We start from the raw sequence: 17,721 nt of genomic DNA, 5'->3' as shown, positions 1-17,721 counted from the left end.
AGATCGTGATCGTGGCGGTTCTGACCTCGGCAGCGCAGAAGCCCCGGAGACGCCGGCGCACCACGCTCATCGGCTGGAGCTTCATCCTGCCGAACTTCATCGGCTTCGCAGCGCTGACGCTCGTCCCGGTCGTCGCCGCGCTCGCCCTCTCGTTCATGGAGTGGGATTCCTACAGCTCGCCGGAGTGGGTGGGGCTGGCCAACTTCGAGCGGATGTGGAACAACGCCAACTTCTGGGTGGCGCTGCAGAACACCTGCCTCTACGCGCTCGGGCACATCCCGCTCACGCTTGTCGCCGCGCTCGGTTTCGCGATGCTTCTCAACAGGCCGTTGCGCGGCGTGGGACTGTTCCGCACCGCGCTGTTCTTCCCCTACGTGACGTCGCTCGTCGCGGTCGCGGTGGTGTGGAACATGCTGTTCAGCCCGGATCTCGGCCCGATCAACCAGTTCCTGCGCGGGATCGGCATCGACAACCCGCCCGGCTGGACCACCTCGTCGGACTGGTCGCTGTTCGCGGTCATCCTCACAAGCGTGTGGCGGGACATGGGCTACTACATGGTGCTTTATCTGGCCGGGCTGCAGACCATCCCGCCGGAGCTCTACGAGGCCGCGAAGGTGGACGGCGCCGGCCCGTGGGCCCGCTTCCGGAACATCACGCTGCCGTCGCTGCGGCCCACCACGTTCTTCGTCGTGATCATGCTGACCATCTCCAGCTTCAAGGTCTTCGACCTGGTGCAGGTGATGACGGAGGGCGGCCCCGGCCGCTCCACCCTTGTGCTGTCCCAGCTGATCTTCCGCGAGGGCATCACCCAGGGGCGCTTCGGCTACTCGTCCGCGATCTCCATGGTGCTGTTCCTGATCGTGCTGCTGGTGACGCTGATCCAGTTCCGCATCCAGCAGAGGAGTGAGCGATGACCGCACTGCTCACGACGCCAAAGGTGGTCACACCCAGGCCCACCAGGCGCGCGACCAACCCGGCCGGGAAGATCCTCGGCTACGCACTCCTGATCTTCCTGTCGCTCGCGGTCATGATCCCGTTCGCCTGGATGCTCAGCTCGTCGCTGAAGCAGAACAACGAGGTCTTCACGGTCCCGATCCAGTGGATTCCCACGGAGCTGCGGTGGGAGAACTACTCGGAGATCTGGGAGCGCATCCCGCTCTGGACCTACCTCGGCAACTCGATGCTGCTCAGCGTCTCGGTGACCGCGTTGCAGGTGCTGACCGGCAGCTTCGCGGCGTACGGCTTCGCCAAGGTCCGGTTCCCCGGGCGGGACGCGTTGTTCCTCGCCTACATCGCCACGATCGCGGTGCCGTGGCAGGCGTACATGGTGCCGCAGTACATCATCATGCAGAAGCTCGGCCTGGTGGACACGCACCTGTCGCTGATCCTGCTGCAGGCGTTCGGCGCGTTCGGCGTGTTCCTGATGCGGCAGTTCTACCTCACCATCCCGGACGAGTTGAGCGAGGCCGCGCGCCTGGACGGCCTCTCCGAGTACGGCATCTGGGCGCGGGTGATCCTGCCGCTGTCCAAGCCCGCGCTCGCCTCGCTGGCGCTGCTCACGTTCGTCAACACCTGGAACGACTACATGGGCCCGTTCATCTACCTGACCAGCAACGACCTGTGGACGGTACAGATCGGCCTGCGTGCGTTCGTCGGCCTCTACGATGCCGAATACGCCATGATCATGACGGGCTCGGTGATCTCCGTGGTGCCGATCCTGACCGTGTTCCTGCTCGGGCAGCGCTACTTCGTGCGCGGCATCGCCACCTCGGGGCTCAAATGATCAACGTGTCCTGGGGTACCTGGGAGCTCATCTGGTCGTTCGTGCGGCGCGCGCTGACCCTCAACCTGGCGCTTGCGGTCGCGAACCTGCCGCTGCTGTTCGCGTTGGCAGTGGTGTCGGAGCCCCTGTCGTACCCCCTCTTCTTCCTTCTTTTGACAGTGAGCATCGGGCCGTCGGTCGCGGCGGCCTTCGGCTATCTCCACGGTGACCTGTCCTTCGTCGCGGCCTACCGCCGGTTCTTCCGGGCCGCGCTGCTGCGCTGGACGCTTGTCGTGACGCTTACCGGCGTGCTGATCGCGGACATCGTGGCGCTTCACGATCGCACGCTCGGTGCCTACCTCGTGCCGCTGTTCGCGGTGCTCTCCGTGCTCGTCCTGTCCGCGGGCGTGGTCTCGCTCGCTCTCCTGCCGCTGCGGCCCGGCCTGCGGTTCTGGGCCGGGCTGCTGACCTCTGCCTACGCGGCGGTCCGCAGGTGGTGGCTGACCGCATTGACGCTGCTGGCCCTGACCGCGGCCGCCGTGGCGGTCAACCAGGCCCCGATCCTGGGCCTGGCCACACTGCCGGGGTGCGCGCTGATCCTGGCCTGGGCCAACTCCGCCGCCTCGCTGCGAGAACCCGAAGAAGCCTGAGCCGGGGGTACGGATGGGAGCGGCCCGCCGTGGCCGCTCCTCCTCCACGCATGGATGATCCGGGGCTGGCGGGGTACTCGCAGGTCATGCGGATTCTGATCACCGGGGCGACCGGCAACATGGGCACGGCACTGCTGCGGCGGCTGGCGGCGGAGCCGGACATCGAGGTGTCGGGCGTGGCGCGGCGGGTGCCGACTGTCGGGGCCGGTGCGCCTTATGACGGTGTCCGCTGGCACGCGGCCGACGTCGGGGACCCCGCGGTCGTCGAGCCGTTGACCGGATGGCTCGACGGCGTCGACGCCGTGGTGCATCTCGCCTGGCAGATCCAGCCCAGCCACGACCGCACCCAGCTGCGCCGCACGAACGTCGACGGCACCCGCCACGTCCTCGAGGCCGTGCAGCGCGCGGGCGTCCCGGTCCTGGTCCACGCCTCGTCCGTCGGCGTCTACGGCCCCGGGCCGAAGGACAGCCTTGTCGACGAGTCACATCCCACCACCGGGATTCCCAGCTCGTCCTACAGCCGGGACAAGGTGGCCACCGAGCAGATGCTTGAGGCCGCGACCGGGCCCAGGATCGTCCGCCTGCGCCCCGGCCTGATCTTCCAGCACGACGCCGGCTCCGGGATCGCGCGACTGTTCCTCGGCCCGCTGCCGCCGGTGTCGCTGCTGCGCTTCGGCCGGGTGCCGCTGCTTCCGGACCACCCGCGGCTGCGGGTGCAGGCGGTGCACGCGGACGACGTCGCGGAGGCCTACCTGGCGGCCGTGCGCACCGACGTGCAGGGCGCCTTCAACATTGCGGCCGATCCCATCCTGGACCCGCCGCTGCTGGCCCGCCACCTGCACGGCCGGACGGTCTCCGTGCCGCGCGGCGTCCTGCGCGGCCTGGCCGGAGCGACCTGGAAGGCCAGGCTGCAGCCCACCGACCCCGGCTGGCTGGACCTCGCGATGGGCGTGCCGCTGCTGGACTGCACCCGGGCGGCGACCGCGCTCGGCTGGACCCCGAAACACGACGCACTGTCCGCGCTGGACGAGCTGCTCAACGGCATGTCGCATTACGCGGGCACCGGCAGTGCGGCGCTGCGGTCGCGGTCCGGGCAGCTCACCGGCCTGCTCCCGGGCCACGGCAACCCGTCCTGAGTGTTTCTCGCCGATCCCGACAGTGGATGTCGGGAATCGCCTCTAGCCTGTCGGACATGGCAATCGCTCGTTACCCAAGCATCGTGCTCGACTGCCCCGACCCGGTGGCGCTCGCCGCGTTCTACGGAACCATGCTCGACTGGAAGGTCGAGGAGTCGAGCGCGGACTGGGCACAGATCCGCGCGGACTTCGGCCAGTGCATCTCGTTCCAGCGGGTGAACCGGTTCGTGCCGCCGGACTGGCCCGGTACGGACAAACCGCAGCAGATGCACCTCGACGTGGAGGTCGACAGCCTCGACGAGGCCGAGACCCAGGTACTCGCGCTCGGCGCGACCAAGCATGCCCACCAGCCCGGCACCACGTTCCGCGTCTTCCTCGACCCGGCCGGCCATCCGTTCTGCCTCTGCGTGGAGTAGGCGCGCATCCGCCCTGCTCAGGGCTAAAATGCGGCGATGGGGACAGAGTGGCCGGAGACGGCGTTTCCGCTCGACCGGGCACGCGTGCAGGCGGCACACCTGTCGCTGCGGGACATGCCGGCCCGGGACACACCGTTCAGCCCCGGCGCCGGCTGGCTCGACAAGGCGTTCGGCCCGGACCCCGTCGACCTGGCCGGCGTGCCCGAGTTCCAGCACTGGACAAGCAGTCACATGCCGATGCGGTGGGCGGCGCTGCGGGTGCTCACCGCGGCGTACCCCCGCGGCAGTTGTGAGGATCTTCGACTGGCCGGCCCGGTCACGCTCGACAAGGGCGTGATCCGGGTCTGGCCCGGCGACGTGCACATCGACGGCAACCTGGTGCTCGACCGCAAGGCCCGCGTCGTGGTGCTCGGCACGCTCACCGTGACCGGCGCGCTGATCGCCCCACCCTACGGATACTCGCTTGTCGGCGCGCGCGCCATCACCTGCCGCGACGGGGTGAGTGCCGGCGAGATCCTGGCCGCCGAGTCGGTCACCTGCCCCGGCACGTTCCTGCTGAGCCGCGACACGCACACCGCGATGGCCCCGCTCTTCACCGGCGGCACCCTCGTCGACTACATGTGGCCGGCCCGCTTCACCCACATCGACGTCACCACCCGCGTCACGGGCGGCCTCGACCGCATCGACCACGCGGCCGCCGAACGCGCGCTCGGCGTCCACGGCGACCACCTGGACGACCTCTTCGCGGCCGCGCTTCTCAGGACGTAGGTCATTTTTGGCTTACCGCCGTTGTCCGGTCGAGGCGGGCGGCGCGGGCACTCCGTGCCCTAAATTTCACGATATAGCTACCGGTCGGCATGCGTGGGTGATCAATCAGTGCCCTACGCGCAGGCGATGCAGCGGCGGGCGAACGGGCGGGCGGCGAGCCGGTCCGGGGCGATGGGACGGCCGCATCGTTCGCAGACGCCGTAGGTTCCCGCGTCCACCCGGTGGAGCGCGTCGTCGACCTCGGCGATCCGCTCCCGGGCGGCGGCGAGCAGCGCGGTCAGCTGGGCACGTTCGAAGCCGATTGTCGTACCCTCGGGGTCGTGCTCGTCGTCGGCGTTCGAGTCGCGCGACGCGGTGAAGAGCGCCTCCAGGTCCTGGGCCAGCGTGACGGCGCCGGCCTCGGCACTCGCCCGCAGCCGCAGCAACTCATCGCGGACCATGCCTGCAGCTTACTGGGCCTGGAGAGTCAGAATCGGTCCCATCGAGGTCACGCTCGACATCGGCTGTACCCGTGACGGCGATCGCCCTGACGTCGAATGACGGCCCCCCCCCCCCCGCCCCCGTGCCTGCATCACGTGCCCGTGCCTGCCCGCCGGGCCCCGGGCGTGAGCGCGCGGCTGCGCGGCCGGCGATGGTCCCCCGGCCGCGCAGTCGACTGCGATCAGGGCGTGGTGACCGCGCTGTAGACACCATCGTTCCCGAACCCGATCATGTCGGCGCGCCCGTCACCCGTGATGTCGGCGGCCACCCGGACGTGCTGGTCCACGGTCCAGGCCTGGTCCGAGCCGAAGTCCGCGACAAGCAACTGGGTCGGGCCGAACGTGCCGTTGCCGTTGGAGAGCGCGATCCACACGCCCTGCTGGCCGAAGCCCACGATGTCGGCCCGCGCGTCGCCGTTGACGTCGATCACCTGGCGCGGGTGCTGGCGGGTCCAGCCCGTCCCCGCGCCGAAGTCGTTGACGGCCACGGCGAAGTCCCGGAAGTTGCCCCCGCCGGTCGACGTCGCGGAGTACGACGCGGCCCCGGTCTGGCCGAACGCCACGATGTCGGCCAGGCCGTCACCGGTGATGTCGGCGAACGCGTCCATGAGTTGCGGCGTGCTCGTGGTGTCGGCCTGCGCGCGGTGGGACAGCGGATAGGTGTTGTTCGCAAGCGGGCTGGTAGACCTGATGTGGATGGGACCGCTGACCGAGAACGCCAGGAACTCCGCACGCCGGTCGCCGGTCACGTCCTGCACCTTGGGCGTGTCGAACCCGCCCGGGACGGTGAACTCGGTCGTCGCGAGGATCGGTGTGGCGAACGAGCCGTTCCCGAGCGCCACCGCGATGTCGACCCGGCCGTTCGTGACCCGGTAGAGGTCGGCGCGGTTGTCCGCGTTGACGTCCGCCAGGAAATAGGTGGAGCCGGCCACGAACCCGATGTTGATGAACAGCGGCGCGGCGAAGGCGCCGTTGCCCAGCGACACCGACACCATCACGAAGGAGTTGCCGATGCCGACGATGTCGGCCCGCCCGTCGCCGGTGACGTCCTTGACGAACCGGGGATGCGTGCCCACCCGCCAGCCCTGGGCATATCCGAAGTCGCCGACCGCTCCGAAGACAGTCGTGAAGGTGCCGTCACCGCGGGACACGGCGGTCGTCACCCCGTCATCGCCGAATCCGACGATGTCGGCGCGCCCGTCGCCGGTGATGTCCGCCAGCACCCGCGGGTGACGGTCCACCCGCCAGCCGTTGTTGAGCCCGAAGCCGCTGATGACGAAGCGCGCCCCGCCGCTGCCGACAGCTGATGCCGGCATGGGTGCGACGCCCACGGTCGCGGCACAGACCAGTGCCGCGCCCGCCGCCACCCTTGCCAAGATCCTTCTGTTCACGTCTTCCCCCTGCTCGTCCTGCCTTTGACGTGGCCTGTCGATCACGTGACTTCGAGTCTGGACGGGCGGGGGCCGTACCCCCGGCGTGTTGTTCCAATGTGGAAAGACGGATTGCGGCATCGACGTTGTCGAGTCCGTGACTGCCGCCCGCCACGATCGCGAATAGCGTTCCGATCACGGTCCCGGTCAGGGAACGACCGGCGGAACGGGGCTGCCATGGGTGGGTTCGACATCGACGTATCAGCGCTTCGCAGCTTCGTGGTGCTCGCGATCGTCAGGAGCTACACCGCGGCCGCGCACGAACTCGCCATCACCCCGTCCGGGCTGACCAAGCGCATCCAGACGCTGGAGCGGCGGCTCGGCGCTCCGCTGATCATCCGCGACCACGGCGGCGTCGGAGGGCTGACGCCCGCCGGTCACACACTGATCCGCGCCGCCGCCGGCCTTCTGGACGCGTTCGAGCGGATCGCCCTGTCGGCCGGGCGCGGCACCGGCCCGGCGCTGCGGATCGGCGTCCAGGGTCTCGACCAGCTGGTGGGCCGGCGACGTCAGCTGCGCACTGCCGCGCTCGCGCTGCGCGCCGTACACCCCGGCGCCTCGGTCGTGATCTCCCTGCTCGGCTACGAGGACCCCGCGGACGCGCTGCGCCGCAGGCGGGCGGACCTCACGCTGGCGCCGCTGCCACCGCCGGACGACGACGTCGTGTCGACCCGGCTGTGGCCGCTGGAACGCATCGGCGTGGTCCCGGCACGGCATCCGCTGGCACGCCGGGGCGAGGTCGACGCCGAGGAGTTCGCCGCCCACCCGATGCTGTACCTCCCGGCCATCTCCGCCGAGTTCATGTCCTTGTGGTCGTTGGGCGACACCCGCCCGCTGGCCGGCGCCCGCCTGATAGACATCGCCCCTCACAACTTCCAGGACGTCTACCAGAGCATCGGGGCGACCGGCGCCACGCTCGCGCTGCATCCCGAGGCCGCCCGCGGCAGTCCCCGCGACCTTCGGACGGTGGCGCTGCGCGGCGCGCCCCCGATCTGGTACCACGTCTCCCGGCGGCGGGACGCCCGCAACGCCCACGTCGACGCCTTCCTCCGCTTCCTGCGTGCCCGGTGAGTTCCTGAAGACTCGGGTCCGTACCCTCGTGGATCCCGGTTATCGGCACTTCGCGATCGTGCACCCGGGCGATCGGATCCGGACCTCGCGGGACCGTAACGCGGCTTCGCCGACGGGCTGCGCGGGGCCGGGCTGACGCCGATCCCCGTCCAGGAGGAGTTCTCCGGTGGAGGCCGAGGTGGTGGTGCGGGAGAGCACTCCTCTGCTCAGCGGATCTCCCGCCGCACACAGGCCGTGAGCGCTTGCAGCGCCTTCACCACCTCGTCCTGGTCCTGCGTCTCCGCCCCCGCGTTCCGCCAGACCAGTCCCGCGAACCGGTCCGCCGCCGCCCGCGTGTCGTCACCGCACAGCAGATGGATCTGGGACCGCCCCGCCTGGAGCCGGTCCTGCCAGGCCACCCGGTCGGCGGGTGCGAGCCGCCGCTGATCGGCCCCCTCCAGCTGGGACTCGTAGAGGTGGCTCCCTGCGGTGGTCAGCTCCGTCGCCGCCTTCAACTTCTGTTCCCGGAGCCACCGCCGGTCCTGTCCCCTGCTCCCCAGCCAGGCCCCGAGCAGTACCCCCGCCAGGCCGACCACGCCGCCGATGAGTCCCGGCAGAATCTCCCGCATGCACGCCTCCACTCTCGATACGCCGACATCGATGTGCGCCTCGGATCGTGCCCGGTGTGCGCGGCACGCACAAAGCCGGCGCGGTCCCGAAGGCCGAATGCGACAGCCTCACCTGAGCGCACCGGAGTCGCCGGCCACCGGAGTGCGGCGCGTTTGACGCAGCCGGCGGATTCCGACGACCACGATGACGATCACCAGCAGCAGGTCGGCGATCGCCCCCGGCGCCTTGGTGACCGCGGGAATCCCGAGCCCGTCCGGCAGCACGAGAAGCGAGGCGGCGGCGCCCCCGTAGGACAGCCACCGCAGCTGACGGTCGGAGGTCATGGCAGCCGCCAGCACCGGGAAGGGCGTCAGGAAGTACCAGGGATAGGCGACCGGCCCGAGCAGCACCACGGCCAGCAGCAGCACGCCCGCCCGCAGCACCACGGCGCGCGGGTCGTCACGCCGCCGCCATGCCCCCCACAGGCACACCAGGCCCAGGGCGGCGAGCGCCACGACGCCGCCCAGCCGGCTGACGGTGAGCGCGGCCTCCTCGTGGGCGCCGAGTCCGGCCGCGCGCAGGAGGTAGCCGAGGGCCATGCCCACACCTGTGGGTACGGAGGTCCACTGCTTCGGGCCGGTCGACGAGGTGAGCGCGCCCAGCCAGCCGAACCCCAGTCCGGACACCAGCGTGACCAGCCCGAACGAGCCGGCCAGCCCACCCGTCACCAGCAGGGGTCCACGCGGGCCGCGCTGTGCGGCGGCAGGGCGCCGTGGCTCACGCAGCGCCAGGATCAGCACGAACGGAATGACCGCCAGCGCCGTGATCTTGATAGCGGCGGCCAGCCCGAGCGCCACCCCGGCCGCAACGAGAAACCCGGACGATCCCCGGAGCGCCCACCCCAGCGCGACCACCACCAGCCCTGCCAGCAGCGCGTCATGATGCGCCCCGCTGACGGCGTGCACCGCGATCAACGGGGCGGGCAGCCCCAGCCACACCGCCAACCGCGCATCCCCGCCGACCGCACCGACGGACGACGCCAGCTGCCAGACGCCCACGCCCGCCAGCGTCACCCCGACCAGCGCGCACGCCCGCAACACGGCCAGCGCCACCAGCCACGACCCGGAGAGACCCGCGATCCCGGAGATGAGCAGCGCGAACGGCCCGTACGGCGTGGTGGCGTCCTGCCACAGGTCCGCGACGCCGGGCAGCCAGGGACATCCCGCGGCGCGCGGTGAGGTGAGGTAGGGGTCGAGCCCGTGCGTGTACACCCAGCCCTGGCACGCGTAGGAGTAGACGTCGCGACTGCCCAGCGGCGGCGCGAACAGGAACGGCAACTGCCAGAGCGCGCCGGTGACCAGCAGTGATCGCAGCGGTGGCAGCGCTCGGGCCAGGCGCAGCCAGCACACGATCAAGCCGGCCAGCCCGATCAGGCACACGATCAGGCCGGCGAGGTAGGGGCCGGGCGGGCCGGAGCGGTGCCCGGACGGAAGCGCGCCCGCCCACCACGCGCCGCCCGCCAGCATCGCCGACGACAGGAATCCCAGCAGCCTCACGTTCCCATCCAACCCGGTGCGTCGACGCGGAGCGACTCGGCCGGCACCACGGCCCGCAGCGACGTCTCGATCTCCGTGACGCGCGCGGAGCCGAGCGTGCCCACCCAGGAGGTACGCAGCGCGTCGAAGATCCGCGCGGAGCGGGCCAGACAGTCCAGCCCACGCGCGGTCAGCCGGACGATCTTGCGGCGGGCGTCGCGGGGGTCGTCCGCGCGTTCCGCGTAGCCGAGCGCGATCAACCTGTCCACGGTCTTGCCCGCGGCCTGCTTCGACACGCCGAGCCGCCGCCCCAGCTCGGTCGCGGTGACCCCGCGGACCCCGATGGCCTGCATGGCGAAGCCGTGCACCGGGCGCGCGTCCGGATGCCCTTCACGCGCCAACTCCGCGTGCAGCGCGTCGACGAGCGTGCGAAAGCCGCCGAAGAGCAGCAGCGGCAATTCCCAGCCGTTGACGCGATCGTCAACCTGGTTTACCTTTTCGTCAACCACGTTGACGATTCTAGGAGACCTCATGCACTTCCCCGCACACACCACCGACACCGCGCCCGAACCGGCCCGCCGCCACCTGCGCGCGATCGAGAACCACTTCGGCCACCTGCCGCAGGCCGCCGCGCGGATGGCCACGTCGCCGCAGCTCCTGGAGGGTTTTCAGCGCCTGAACGCGCTCTTCGAGTCCACCTCGCTGCCGCCGCTCGCCCGCGAGACGCTGATCATGACGGTCGCGGTCCGCAACGGCTGCCACGTCTGCGTCGCGCTGCACACCACCCGGCTGCGGACGCTCGGCGCGGACGCCTCGCTGATCGCGGCCCTGCAGGCAGGTCAACCCCTCCACGATCCACAGCTTGAGGGGGTACGCGTGTTCACGCTGGCAGCGCTCGCTCACGCCGGAGGCGTACCCCCGGATGATCTTGATCTGTTCCTGGCCGCCGGATGGAACCCGCAACAGGCGCTGGAGGTGGTGCTCGGGATCGGGACCTACACGCTGTCGACGTTCGCGAACCGGCTCACCGGTGCGCCGATCGATCCAGAACCGGCCAGCGCCACGTAAGAGAGGGAGACGGTAGGCTCGCGGCGGCCTCGGCTAGGGACAGGAGCGGCAGCGCGTGAAGAAGCAGCTACGAACGGTTTCGGTGGTCCTGGTGGCGGCCGCGCTCGCGCTCACCGCGTGCGGCGGCGACGAGGACGTGCCGGCGGACCCGTTCGACGCGCTCGACAACTCGGTGGTCGCGCTGCTGGACGGCAATTACACGTTCAAGCACAAGACCACCTACCAGGTCATCGAGGGCTCCGCGCTCGCGCCGAGCAACTCGATGCGCGTGAAGCTGGACTCCGGCGTCGAGGGTCAGCAGTTCACCTCGGACTACGTGGTGGTCGGCGGCGAACGGTTCGTGCTGCTCGACTTCAGCCAGGTGGAGAACCTGACCTCCTCGCTGCCGGACGTGATGACCGGGCAGAAATGGGTGCCGCTCACCGACCCGGCCGTGACCGAGCTGGGCGGCATCCCGTTCCCGGCGCCCGGCGACGACGTGATCGGCGCGACCGCGGCCGTCCGCGCGGTGACTGACGCGCGGGAGACCGGCGAGCACACCTACGCCGGGACCGTCGACCTGACCCAGATCGGGCCCGGCGTGCTCAAGGTCGGCCCGACCGCGGAACTGCTCGCCCAACTCGGGGACGCGGCCGCCGCGGTCCCGTTCACCGCGACGCTCGACGGCGAGGGGCGGCTGCTCACGTTCGTCTACGACGTGCCCGCGGCCGGTGCGGTGCCGGCCAACCACGTCGAACTGTCGCTCAACGGGTACGGCGCGGCCCCGGCACCAGCCAAGCCGGATCCGGCACTTGTGGCCGACTACGACGAGGCGATGAAGGCGATCCAGCAGAAGTAGGGGTCAGCCCTGTCGGGGTCAGCCCTGTCGCGGTCGGCGCGGCGCGGCGCGGTCAGCTGCGGCCGGGGACTCTGATGACGGAGAGTTCCAGCGGGGCGGGGATCTTGGCGACGCCGGGACCGCCCGCCTTTACCCAGTCGGCGATGTCGTCCGCGATCGCGTCGTCGAGTACAAGGCCGAACCAGACCGGGCGGGCGCCACGCCGCCGGGCCTCCGGGGACGGGTGCACGATCATGACGTTCGACTGCTCGCAGGCGTCCAGGCAGAGGCTGGTCCTGACCCGGTGACCGGCGGGTGTCAGTTCGGCGCGCAGGCGGTCCAATTGCCAGTCGTGGTCAACGTCCGGGTGCTTCTTGCGGCTGCCGCAGCAGCAGTCCCGGCAGACGGTCAGCGTGCAACCCACGGGGCTGGACTCCTTCATGAGGCCGCGATCGCGACGGTGGCGGTAGGGGTCGTGCGCTTGGTGACGACGAGGCGCGCGGTGCGGGCAGACGTGGGCGACGTGGCGCTGGCCTGAGGCGACGTGGGCGACGCGGGCGCGGCGTCAAGCGACGCGGCGACGGCCTTAAACGACTCGGCGACGGCATCAGGCGACTCGATGCCGGCATCAGCCGACGGAACCGCAGCCGACAGCACCGCAGGTGACGGGACCGCAAGTGACGGGACCACGGCCGACAGCACCACAGGTGACGTGACCGCAAGTGACGGGACCGCAGGTGACGGGACCGCAGGTGACGGGACCGCAGTCGACGGCGCCGCAAGTAACGGGACCACGGCCGCGGGTGATGGGGTCGACATGGCAGCGAGTAGGGCGGCGGCCTCGGCCACGCTGGGGGCGCCGACCGCCGCTTGCACGCGGGGCGAAGGGCCGGGTGTGCCGATCGCGGCGAGTTCGTCGGCGGTGTAGCCGACCACCGGCCAGCCGTGAGCGGCGGCGAGTGCCTGGACGGCAGGATGATCGGCACGACGATCCAGGGTGGCCAGGGCTACGACCGCTTCCAGCGGAATCGCATGATCCGTGATCACCGCGTCGACCAGCGCGCACACCTCGCCAACTGTCGCCCGCGGCCGGACCCCGACGCCGACCGCATAGCGACGCGACTCGATCATCGGGCCACCGCCGTCGCCACCGGCACCGCCGTAGCCGTCGGCATCGGCATCGGCATCGGCATCGGCATCGGCATCGCCATCGGCATCGGCATCGGCATCGCCATCGCCATCGGAGAGCCTGACAGAATCCGGCGCCTCATTGCGACCCGCGCGGCCCGGCTCCCCGCTCATTCCACAGTTGCGGCGGACGCGACCACGCGCGACGCGATGCCCGGCTGGCCGGCCCAGTGAAGGTGCAGGTAGGAGGCGTGCACGTTTCCCGCGATGAACCCTTCCGGCTCGGCCCCGCGCCACGCCCACGCCGCCTCCGCCTGCGGGGCCAGCAGCAGGCCAGAGCGCGGGCTGACCATGGTCCGGTGGAACTCGTGGCCGGAGACGCGGGTGCCGGCCGGGGCGAGCACGCTGTCGGCCAGCGCGACCGCGTCTCGGTAGCCGAGCGTGAGCGTCGGGGTCATCGCGGCCTCGACGTCGAGGACGCCGCACATCGGGGCGTCGTCGAGCGAGCGGGCCAGCCAGAGCAGGCCGGCGCACTCCGCGACGATCGGGGCGCCGGCCGCGGCGAGGCGGGCGACGTCGGTGCGGAGGGAGACGTTCGCGGAGAGCTGGGACGCGTAGACCTCGGGGAAGCCGCCGCCGATGATCAGCCCCCGCGTACCCTCGGGGAGTTTTTCGTCGTGGATCGGGTCGACCGTGACGACCTCCGCGCCTGCGGCGGCGAGCAGCTCGGTGGTCTCGGCGTAGCCGAAGCTGAACGCGGCCCCGCCGGCGACCGCGATGACCGGCCGTGATTCGGTGACAGTGCCGCCGGGGACCTGGAAGGCGGCGGCCGATACCTCGTCGAACGGTGACCACGCGGTGACCGGGAGCGGGCCGGCGGACGACGCGAGCGCGTGCACCTCGTCCAGGTCCACTGACGACGCGATCAGCGACGCCAGCGCCTCGACGGACGCGGCGGCCTCGGCGTGCCGTTCGACCGCGGGGACGAGGCCGAGGTGGCGGGACGGCGCGGCGACCGCGTCGTGGCGGCGGAGGACGCCGAGGACTGGCGCGCCGACCTCCTCGCAGGCGTCGCGCAGCAGCGATTCGTGCCGGTCGGAGCCGACCCGGTTGAGGATCACGCCGCCGATGTGCACGCCTGTGGAGAACGAGCGGAAGCCGTGCACGACGGCCGCGACGGACCGGCCCTGCGCGGTCGCGTCGACGACAAGGATGACCGGCGCGCCGAGCAGGCCGGCCACGTGGGCGGTGGAGCCGAAGTCGCCCTCGCCGACGCGGCCGTCGTAGAGGCCCATCACGCCCTCGACGATCGCCAGGTCAGCGCCGGCCGCGCCGTGTGCGAACAGCGGCGCCACCCGTTCCGGGCCGGCCAGCACCGCGTCCAGGTTGCGGCCGGGGCGGCCGGCGGCGAGCGCGTGGTAGCCGGGGTCGATGTAGTCCGGCCCGATCTTGAAGGGGGCGACGCGGGTGCCGCGGGCGGCGAACGCGGCCAGCAGGCCGGTCGCGACCGTGGTCTTGCCGTGTCCGGACGCGGGCGCCGCGATGACGACCCGGGGGATGCTCACCATTCGATTCCCTGCTGGCCCTTGCGACCCGCGTCCATCGGGTGCTTGATCTTCGTCATCTCGGTGACCAGGTCGGCCGCTTCCAGCAGCGCGGGGTGCGCGTCCCGGCCGGTGATCACCACGTGCTGGTTGCCACCCCGGGCGAGCAGCGTCGAGACCACGTCGTCGATGTCCACCCAGCCCCATTTGATCGGGTACGTGAACTCATCGAGCACGTAGAAGCGGTACGCCTCCGCGGCCAGGTCCTTCTTGATCTGCTCCCAGCCCTGGGCGGCCTCGGCCGCGTGGTCCCGCTCGGTGCCGGGGCGCTGGATCCAGGACCAGCCCTCCCCCATCTTGTGCCAGGTCACCGGCGCACCGCCGGGCACCTCGCCGAGCGCGCGCAACGCGGTCTCCTCGCCGACCTTCCACTTCGGGCTCTTCACGAACTGGAACACCACGATCGGCCACCCGGCGGACCAGGCACGCAACGCCATCCCGAACGCGGCAGTGGACTTGCCCTTGCCCGGACCGGTGTGCACGGCCAGCACCTGCTGGCGGCGGCGCTGGCGCGTGGTCAGCCCGTCGTCCGGAACGCTCTCCACCTTGCCCTGCGGCATGTCAGGCCGTCCTTACCGAGATCGCGGACGCGGAGAGCCGGTCCAGCGGCATCCAGTCCGCGGCGAGCGCGCCCGCGAGCCGCCGGGCCAGGCCGAGCCGGACCGGGCCGGACTCGCAGTCGACGACAACTGCCGCCGTGCCGGCCAGCGCGGGTGTGACGGTGAGCGGGTCGGGGCCGCTTGTGGCCCGGCCGTCCGTGACGACCACGAGCAGCGGGCGGCGGCGGGGGTCACGGCGGCGTTCGGCGGCGATCACCGTGGCGGCGGAGCGCAGGCCGGCCGCGAGCGGGGTACGCCCGCCGGTGCGCAGCTCCGCGAGCCGGGCGACGCCGACCTCGTGGCTTGAGGTGGGCGGCAGCACTGTGGTCGCCTCGCCGCCCCGGAAGGTGATCATGCCGATCCGGTCCCGGCGCTGGTACGCGTCGCGAAGCAGCGACAGCACCGCGGTCTTGACGGTCCGCATGCGCTGCCGGGCCGCCATCGACCCGGACGCGTCCACCACGAAGAGCACGAGGTTCGCCTCGCGGCCGACGTGCACGGCCTCCCGAAGATCAACCGCCTCGACGGTACGACTGCCACGGCCGATCGCGGCGCGGAGGGTCGCCGGGAGGTGCGGGGCGAAATTCCGGCGGCCGAGGGGGGAACGCGCACCGACCACGCGACCGCGACGGGCGAACGCGGGTGAGCGGCGGCCGGCGTGGGCGCCCTCACCGCGGCCGGTGACAGTGAAGGCCTTGGGGCGGAAGGCGAAACCGACCGGCGCGGGCTGCGCCTTCTGGTCCTTGCCGGGGCCGGCCGGGGGCGTGGACGTCTCGGGCGAGCCGTTCTTCGGGGGCGCCTGAGACGGTGGCGCTGCCTCCGGGCCGCCGGCCGGTCCCGCCGAAGGGCTGCCGTCAGCCGGTCCACCGCCGTCGTCCGGACCGCCGTCGTCCGGACCGCCGTCAGAACCGTCCGGCTCGGGCGGCTCCGGCGGGTCCTGGTCCGCGCCCGCCTCGTTCAGCGCCTCTTCCAGCTTCTCCTCGTCCGCGCCCGGCGGGTCGAGCGGGTCCCGGCGGCGTCGGTGCGGCAGTGCCAGCCGCGCCGCGTCCCGTACCTCGTCGCCGCTCACCACGGTCTTCCCGCGCCAGGCGGCCAGCGCGATAGCGGCGCGGGCGACCACGATGTCCGCCCGCATGCCGTCCACCGCGTAGGCGATGCAGATCCGGGCGATCCGGTCCAACTCCGCGTCCGGCAACGCCACGGACGGCAGCAGGTCACGCGCCGTCACGATGCGGCCGGCCAGGTCTCGTTCGTCGGCCGCCCAGCGGAGGGCGAACGCGGCCGGATCGGCCTCGTAGGCGAGCCGCCGGCGCACCACCTCCGCACGCTGGCCCGCCTCGCGCGGCGCGGCCACGGTGACGACCAGGCCGAACCGGTCGACGAGCTGCGGGCGCGGTTCGCCCTCCTCCGGGTTCATGGTTCCCACGAGCAGGAATCGCGCCGCGTGCTTGACCGAGACGCCGTCCCGCTCGACGTGCGCCCGGCCCATGGCCGCGGCGTCCAGCAGCAGGTCGACCAGGTGGTCCGGCAGCAGGTTGACCTCGTCGACGTAGAGAGCACCCCGGTGCGCCGCGGCCAGCAGACCGGGTTCGTAGGCCTTGGTGCCGTCCGCGAGCGCGCGCTGGAGGTCGAGCGTGCCGACCACGCGGTCCTCGGTGGCGCCGACCGGCAGCTCCACGAGCGGAGCCTGGCGCGACACGACCCCGGCGGGCGTGTGCGGCCCGTCCGGGCAGGACGGGTCCGGCGCGGCGGGGTCGCAGGCGAAGCGGCAGCCCGGGACGACGTCGATCGACGGCAGCAACGCGGCGAGCGCGCGGACCACCGTCGACTTGGCCGTGCCCTTCTCACCGCGGACCAGCACCCCGCCGATCGCCGGGGAGACCGCGGTGAGCAGAAGTGCCTGCCGTAGATCGTCGAGGCCGACGACGGCCGAGAACGGGTAGGGGACGGTCATTCCGCACTCAGAGGCGGCCGCATGCTCAAGTCCCTTCCGCGGGTGTCCACGCCCGCGCTGGTGGTCGGTACGAGCGGCCGGAGTGACCTGACTCCCGTGCGGCGGGGCCGCACGGTCACAGTGGCGGGACCGTCCCGGACTCACACCGGGTTTCCTCCGCAATCCGCTCGCCGGTCATGCTCGCGTACCCCTGAGGGGCACGTCAACGCGGGGTTACGGGAGGGGCTGCGTGAACGCGAGTTTTCACGCTGATTCATCTGGTGCGGGCCTGTAACCGTGTTAGCATCGCAACGTTGCAGTTTTGGTTCCCAGTGTTTTGACTCTCTCTTCCGAGAGTTCGGCAGCGCCTGCGGGATCACGACCGCGGGCGCTTTTTGCGGGGGGCCAGAAATGCAACAGACGGGTTCGTGAGTTGCGGGCCCATTACCTACGACCCCGCACGACGCGGGGTTCGATTTGGCAAGGAGAAGTACATGGCTGTCGGCACCGTCAAGTGGTTCAACGCGGACAAGGGCTACGGCTTCATCACCCCTGACGACGGCGGCAACGACGTCTTCGCTCACTTCTCGGCGATTCAGTCCAGCGGCTACCGCTCGCTCGACGAGAACCAGCGAGTCGAGTTCGAGATCACGCAGGGCCAGCGCGGCCCGCAGGCCGCGGACATCCGCCCGCTGTAAGTAACCCCCTTCCACCGCCCGTAGCCATCCGGGCCGAGC

At 71.4% G+C, this 17,721-nt stretch carries 21 protein-coding genes and 1 riboswitch; of the genes, 11 read left to right on the top strand and 10 right to left on the bottom strand.

What is annotated here, in order from left to right; genetic code table 11:
• Window positions 1-11: 11 nt before the first annotated feature.
• The 6 genes from ACIA8K_RS20605 to ACIA8K_RS20580 are packed head-to-tail and all read left to right on the top strand — an operon-like array spanning window position 12 to window position 4,732.
• Window positions 12-914, top strand: a complete 903-nt coding sequence (locus ACIA8K_RS20605; RefSeq protein WP_396061395.1) for a carbohydrate ABC transporter permease — start codon at window positions 12-14, stop codon at window positions 912-914.
• Window positions 911-1,783, top strand: coding sequence for a carbohydrate ABC transporter permease (locus ACIA8K_RS20600; protein ID WP_396061392.1), 873 nt, complete (start codon window positions 911-913; stop codon window positions 1,781-1,783). Before ACIA8K_RS20605 ends, ACIA8K_RS20600 begins: the two co-directional genes overlap by 4 nt.
• A 5-nt stretch (window positions 1,784-1,788) precedes the next feature.
• Complete coding sequence (locus tag ACIA8K_RS20595; protein WP_396061389.1) at window positions 1,789-2,412, top strand: hypothetical protein; 624 nt, start codon at window positions 1,789-1,791, stop codon at window positions 2,410-2,412.
• 50 nt (window positions 2,413-2,462) lie between these two features.
• Window positions 2,463-3,548, top strand: a complete 1,086-nt coding sequence (locus ACIA8K_RS20590; RefSeq protein WP_396061387.1) for an NAD-dependent epimerase/dehydratase family protein — start codon at window positions 2,463-2,465, stop codon at window positions 3,546-3,548.
• Window positions 3,549-3,604: 56 nt separating this feature from the next.
• Window positions 3,605-3,964 (top strand): VOC family protein, encoded by a 360-nt coding sequence (locus tag ACIA8K_RS20585; protein WP_396061384.1) that lies wholly within the window; start codon window positions 3,605-3,607, stop codon window positions 3,962-3,964.
• Between the two features lie 36 nt (window positions 3,965-4,000).
• The gene (locus ACIA8K_RS20580; RefSeq protein WP_396061382.1) at window positions 4,001-4,732 is read left to right on the top strand and encodes a hypothetical protein; all 732 of its coding nucleotides are present in this window, start codon (window positions 4,001-4,003) and stop codon (window positions 4,730-4,732) included.
• 113 nt (window positions 4,733-4,845) lie between these two features.
• Here ACIA8K_RS20580 and ACIA8K_RS20575 read toward each other — a convergent pair whose 3' ends face one another.
• Together ACIA8K_RS20575 and ACIA8K_RS20570 are read right to left on the bottom strand one after the other, a co-directional pair.
• On the bottom strand, window positions 4,846-5,172 hold the full coding sequence (locus ACIA8K_RS20575) for a TraR/DksA family transcriptional regulator (protein WP_396061379.1): 327 nt from the start codon (window positions 5,170-5,172) through the stop codon (window positions 4,846-4,848).
• Window positions 5,173-5,393: 221 nt separating this feature from the next.
• A complete protein-coding gene (locus ACIA8K_RS20570; RefSeq protein ID WP_396061376.1) occupies window positions 5,394-6,602 on the bottom strand; it encodes an FG-GAP repeat domain-containing protein in 1,209 nt (402 codons plus the stop codon).
• A 216-nt stretch (window positions 6,603-6,818) separates the two neighbouring features.
• Between ACIA8K_RS20570 and ACIA8K_RS20565 the strand changes: the two genes are divergently transcribed.
• Window positions 6,819-7,712: a LysR substrate-binding domain-containing protein gene (locus ACIA8K_RS20565; RefSeq protein ID WP_396061374.1), complete on the top strand. Its 894-nt coding sequence runs from the start codon at window positions 6,819-6,821 to the stop codon at window positions 7,710-7,712.
• 206 nt (window positions 7,713-7,918) lie between these two features.
• Here ACIA8K_RS20565 and ACIA8K_RS20560 read toward each other — a convergent pair whose 3' ends face one another.
• The 3 genes from ACIA8K_RS20560 to ACIA8K_RS20550 all read right to left on the bottom strand — a co-directional run bounded on the left by ACIA8K_RS20560 (window position 7,919) and on the right by ACIA8K_RS20550 (window position 10,344).
• Window positions 7,919-8,320, bottom strand: coding sequence for a hypothetical protein (locus ACIA8K_RS20560; RefSeq protein WP_396061371.1), 402 nt, complete (start codon window positions 8,318-8,320; stop codon window positions 7,919-7,921).
• A gap of 108 nt (window positions 8,321-8,428) precedes the next feature.
• Window positions 8,429-9,856: a polyprenol phosphomannose-dependent alpha 1,6 mannosyltransferase MptB gene (gene mptB / locus ACIA8K_RS20555; RefSeq protein WP_396061369.1), complete on the bottom strand. Its 1,428-nt coding sequence runs from the start codon at window positions 9,854-9,856 to the stop codon at window positions 8,429-8,431.
• The gene (locus ACIA8K_RS20550) at window positions 9,853-10,344 is read right to left on the bottom strand and encodes a MarR family winged helix-turn-helix transcriptional regulator (protein WP_396061366.1); all 492 of its coding nucleotides are present in this window, start codon (window positions 10,342-10,344) and stop codon (window positions 9,853-9,855) included. The genes mptB and ACIA8K_RS20550 overlap by 4 nt, the downstream gene beginning before the upstream one ends.
• Before the next feature lie 22 nt (window positions 10,345-10,366).
• On the opposite strand from ACIA8K_RS20550, the gene ACIA8K_RS20545 reads away from it, so the two are divergent.
• Both ACIA8K_RS20545 and ACIA8K_RS20540 read left to right on the top strand, forming a co-directional pair.
• Window positions 10,367-10,903 carry a carboxymuconolactone decarboxylase family protein gene (locus tag ACIA8K_RS20545; protein WP_396061363.1) on the top strand — a complete coding sequence of 179 codons (537 nt, stop codon included), beginning with the start codon at window positions 10,367-10,369 and terminating at the stop codon, window positions 10,901-10,903.
• 55 nt (window positions 10,904-10,958) lie between these two features.
• Window positions 10,959-11,741 carry a hypothetical protein gene (locus ACIA8K_RS20540; protein ID WP_396061360.1) on the top strand — a complete coding sequence of 261 codons (783 nt, stop codon included), beginning with the start codon at window positions 10,959-10,961 and terminating at the stop codon, window positions 11,739-11,741.
• Between the two features lie 52 nt (window positions 11,742-11,793).
• On the opposite strand, the gene ACIA8K_RS20535 is transcribed toward ACIA8K_RS20540, so the two are convergent.
• On the bottom strand, window positions 11,794-12,132 hold the full coding sequence (locus ACIA8K_RS20535; protein ID WP_396061644.1) for a hypothetical protein: 339 nt from the start codon (window positions 12,130-12,132) through the stop codon (window positions 11,794-11,796).
• 26 nt (window positions 12,133-12,158) lie between these two features.
• Window positions 12,159-12,779 (bottom strand): cobalamin biosynthesis protein, encoded by a 621-nt coding sequence (locus ACIA8K_RS20530; RefSeq protein WP_396061642.1) that lies wholly within the window; start codon window positions 12,777-12,779, stop codon window positions 12,159-12,161.
• Here ACIA8K_RS20530 and ACIA8K_RS20525 point away from each other — a divergent pair.
• Window positions 12,666-13,082: a hypothetical protein gene (locus ACIA8K_RS20525; RefSeq protein ID WP_396061650.1), complete on the top strand. Its 417-nt coding sequence runs from the start codon at window positions 12,666-12,668 to the stop codon at window positions 13,080-13,082. The two genes, ACIA8K_RS20530 and ACIA8K_RS20525, sit on opposite strands and share 114 nt — an antisense overlap.
• Here the strand turns inward: ACIA8K_RS20525 and ACIA8K_RS20520 are convergent.
• Genes ACIA8K_RS20520 through ACIA8K_RS20510 form a run of 3 tightly spaced genes read right to left on the bottom strand, consistent with a single transcriptional unit; the run spans window position 13,019 to window position 17,005 of the window.
• On the bottom strand, window positions 13,019-14,416 hold the full coding sequence (locus ACIA8K_RS20520; protein ID WP_396061357.1) for a cobyrinate a,c-diamide synthase: 1,398 nt from the start codon (window positions 14,414-14,416) through the stop codon (window positions 13,019-13,021). The two genes, ACIA8K_RS20525 and ACIA8K_RS20520, sit on opposite strands and share 64 nt — an antisense overlap.
• A complete protein-coding gene (gene cobO, locus ACIA8K_RS20515) occupies window positions 14,410-15,012 on the bottom strand; it encodes a cob(I)yrinic acid a,c-diamide adenosyltransferase (RefSeq protein WP_396061354.1) in 603 nt (200 codons plus the stop codon). The genes ACIA8K_RS20520 and cobO overlap by 7 nt, the downstream gene beginning before the upstream one ends.
• 1 nt (window position 15,013) lies before the next feature.
• Complete coding sequence (locus tag ACIA8K_RS20510; RefSeq protein ID WP_396061351.1) at window positions 15,014-17,005, bottom strand: magnesium chelatase subunit D family protein; 1,992 nt, start codon at window positions 17,003-17,005, stop codon at window positions 15,014-15,016.
• An 86-nt stretch (window positions 17,006-17,091) separates the two neighbouring features.
• Window positions 17,092-17,155: riboswitch (cobalamin riboswitch) on the bottom strand.
• A 323-nt stretch (window positions 17,156-17,478) separates the two neighbouring features.
• Here ACIA8K_RS20510 and ACIA8K_RS20505 point away from each other — a divergent pair.
• Window positions 17,479-17,682: a cold-shock protein gene (locus ACIA8K_RS20505; protein ID WP_396061348.1), complete on the top strand. Its 204-nt coding sequence runs from the start codon at window positions 17,479-17,481 to the stop codon at window positions 17,680-17,682.
• Window positions 17,683-17,721 lie beyond the last annotated feature (39 nt).

It is taken from the genome of Catenuloplanes sp. NPDC051500 (assembly GCF_044454585.1).
Taxonomy (GTDB): domain Bacteria; phylum Actinomycetota; class Actinomycetes; order Mycobacteriales; family Micromonosporaceae; genus Catenuloplanes.
The sequence above is the reverse complement of the archived record's forward strand: the minus strand, read 5'-3'. Positions and strand labels throughout refer to the sequence as shown.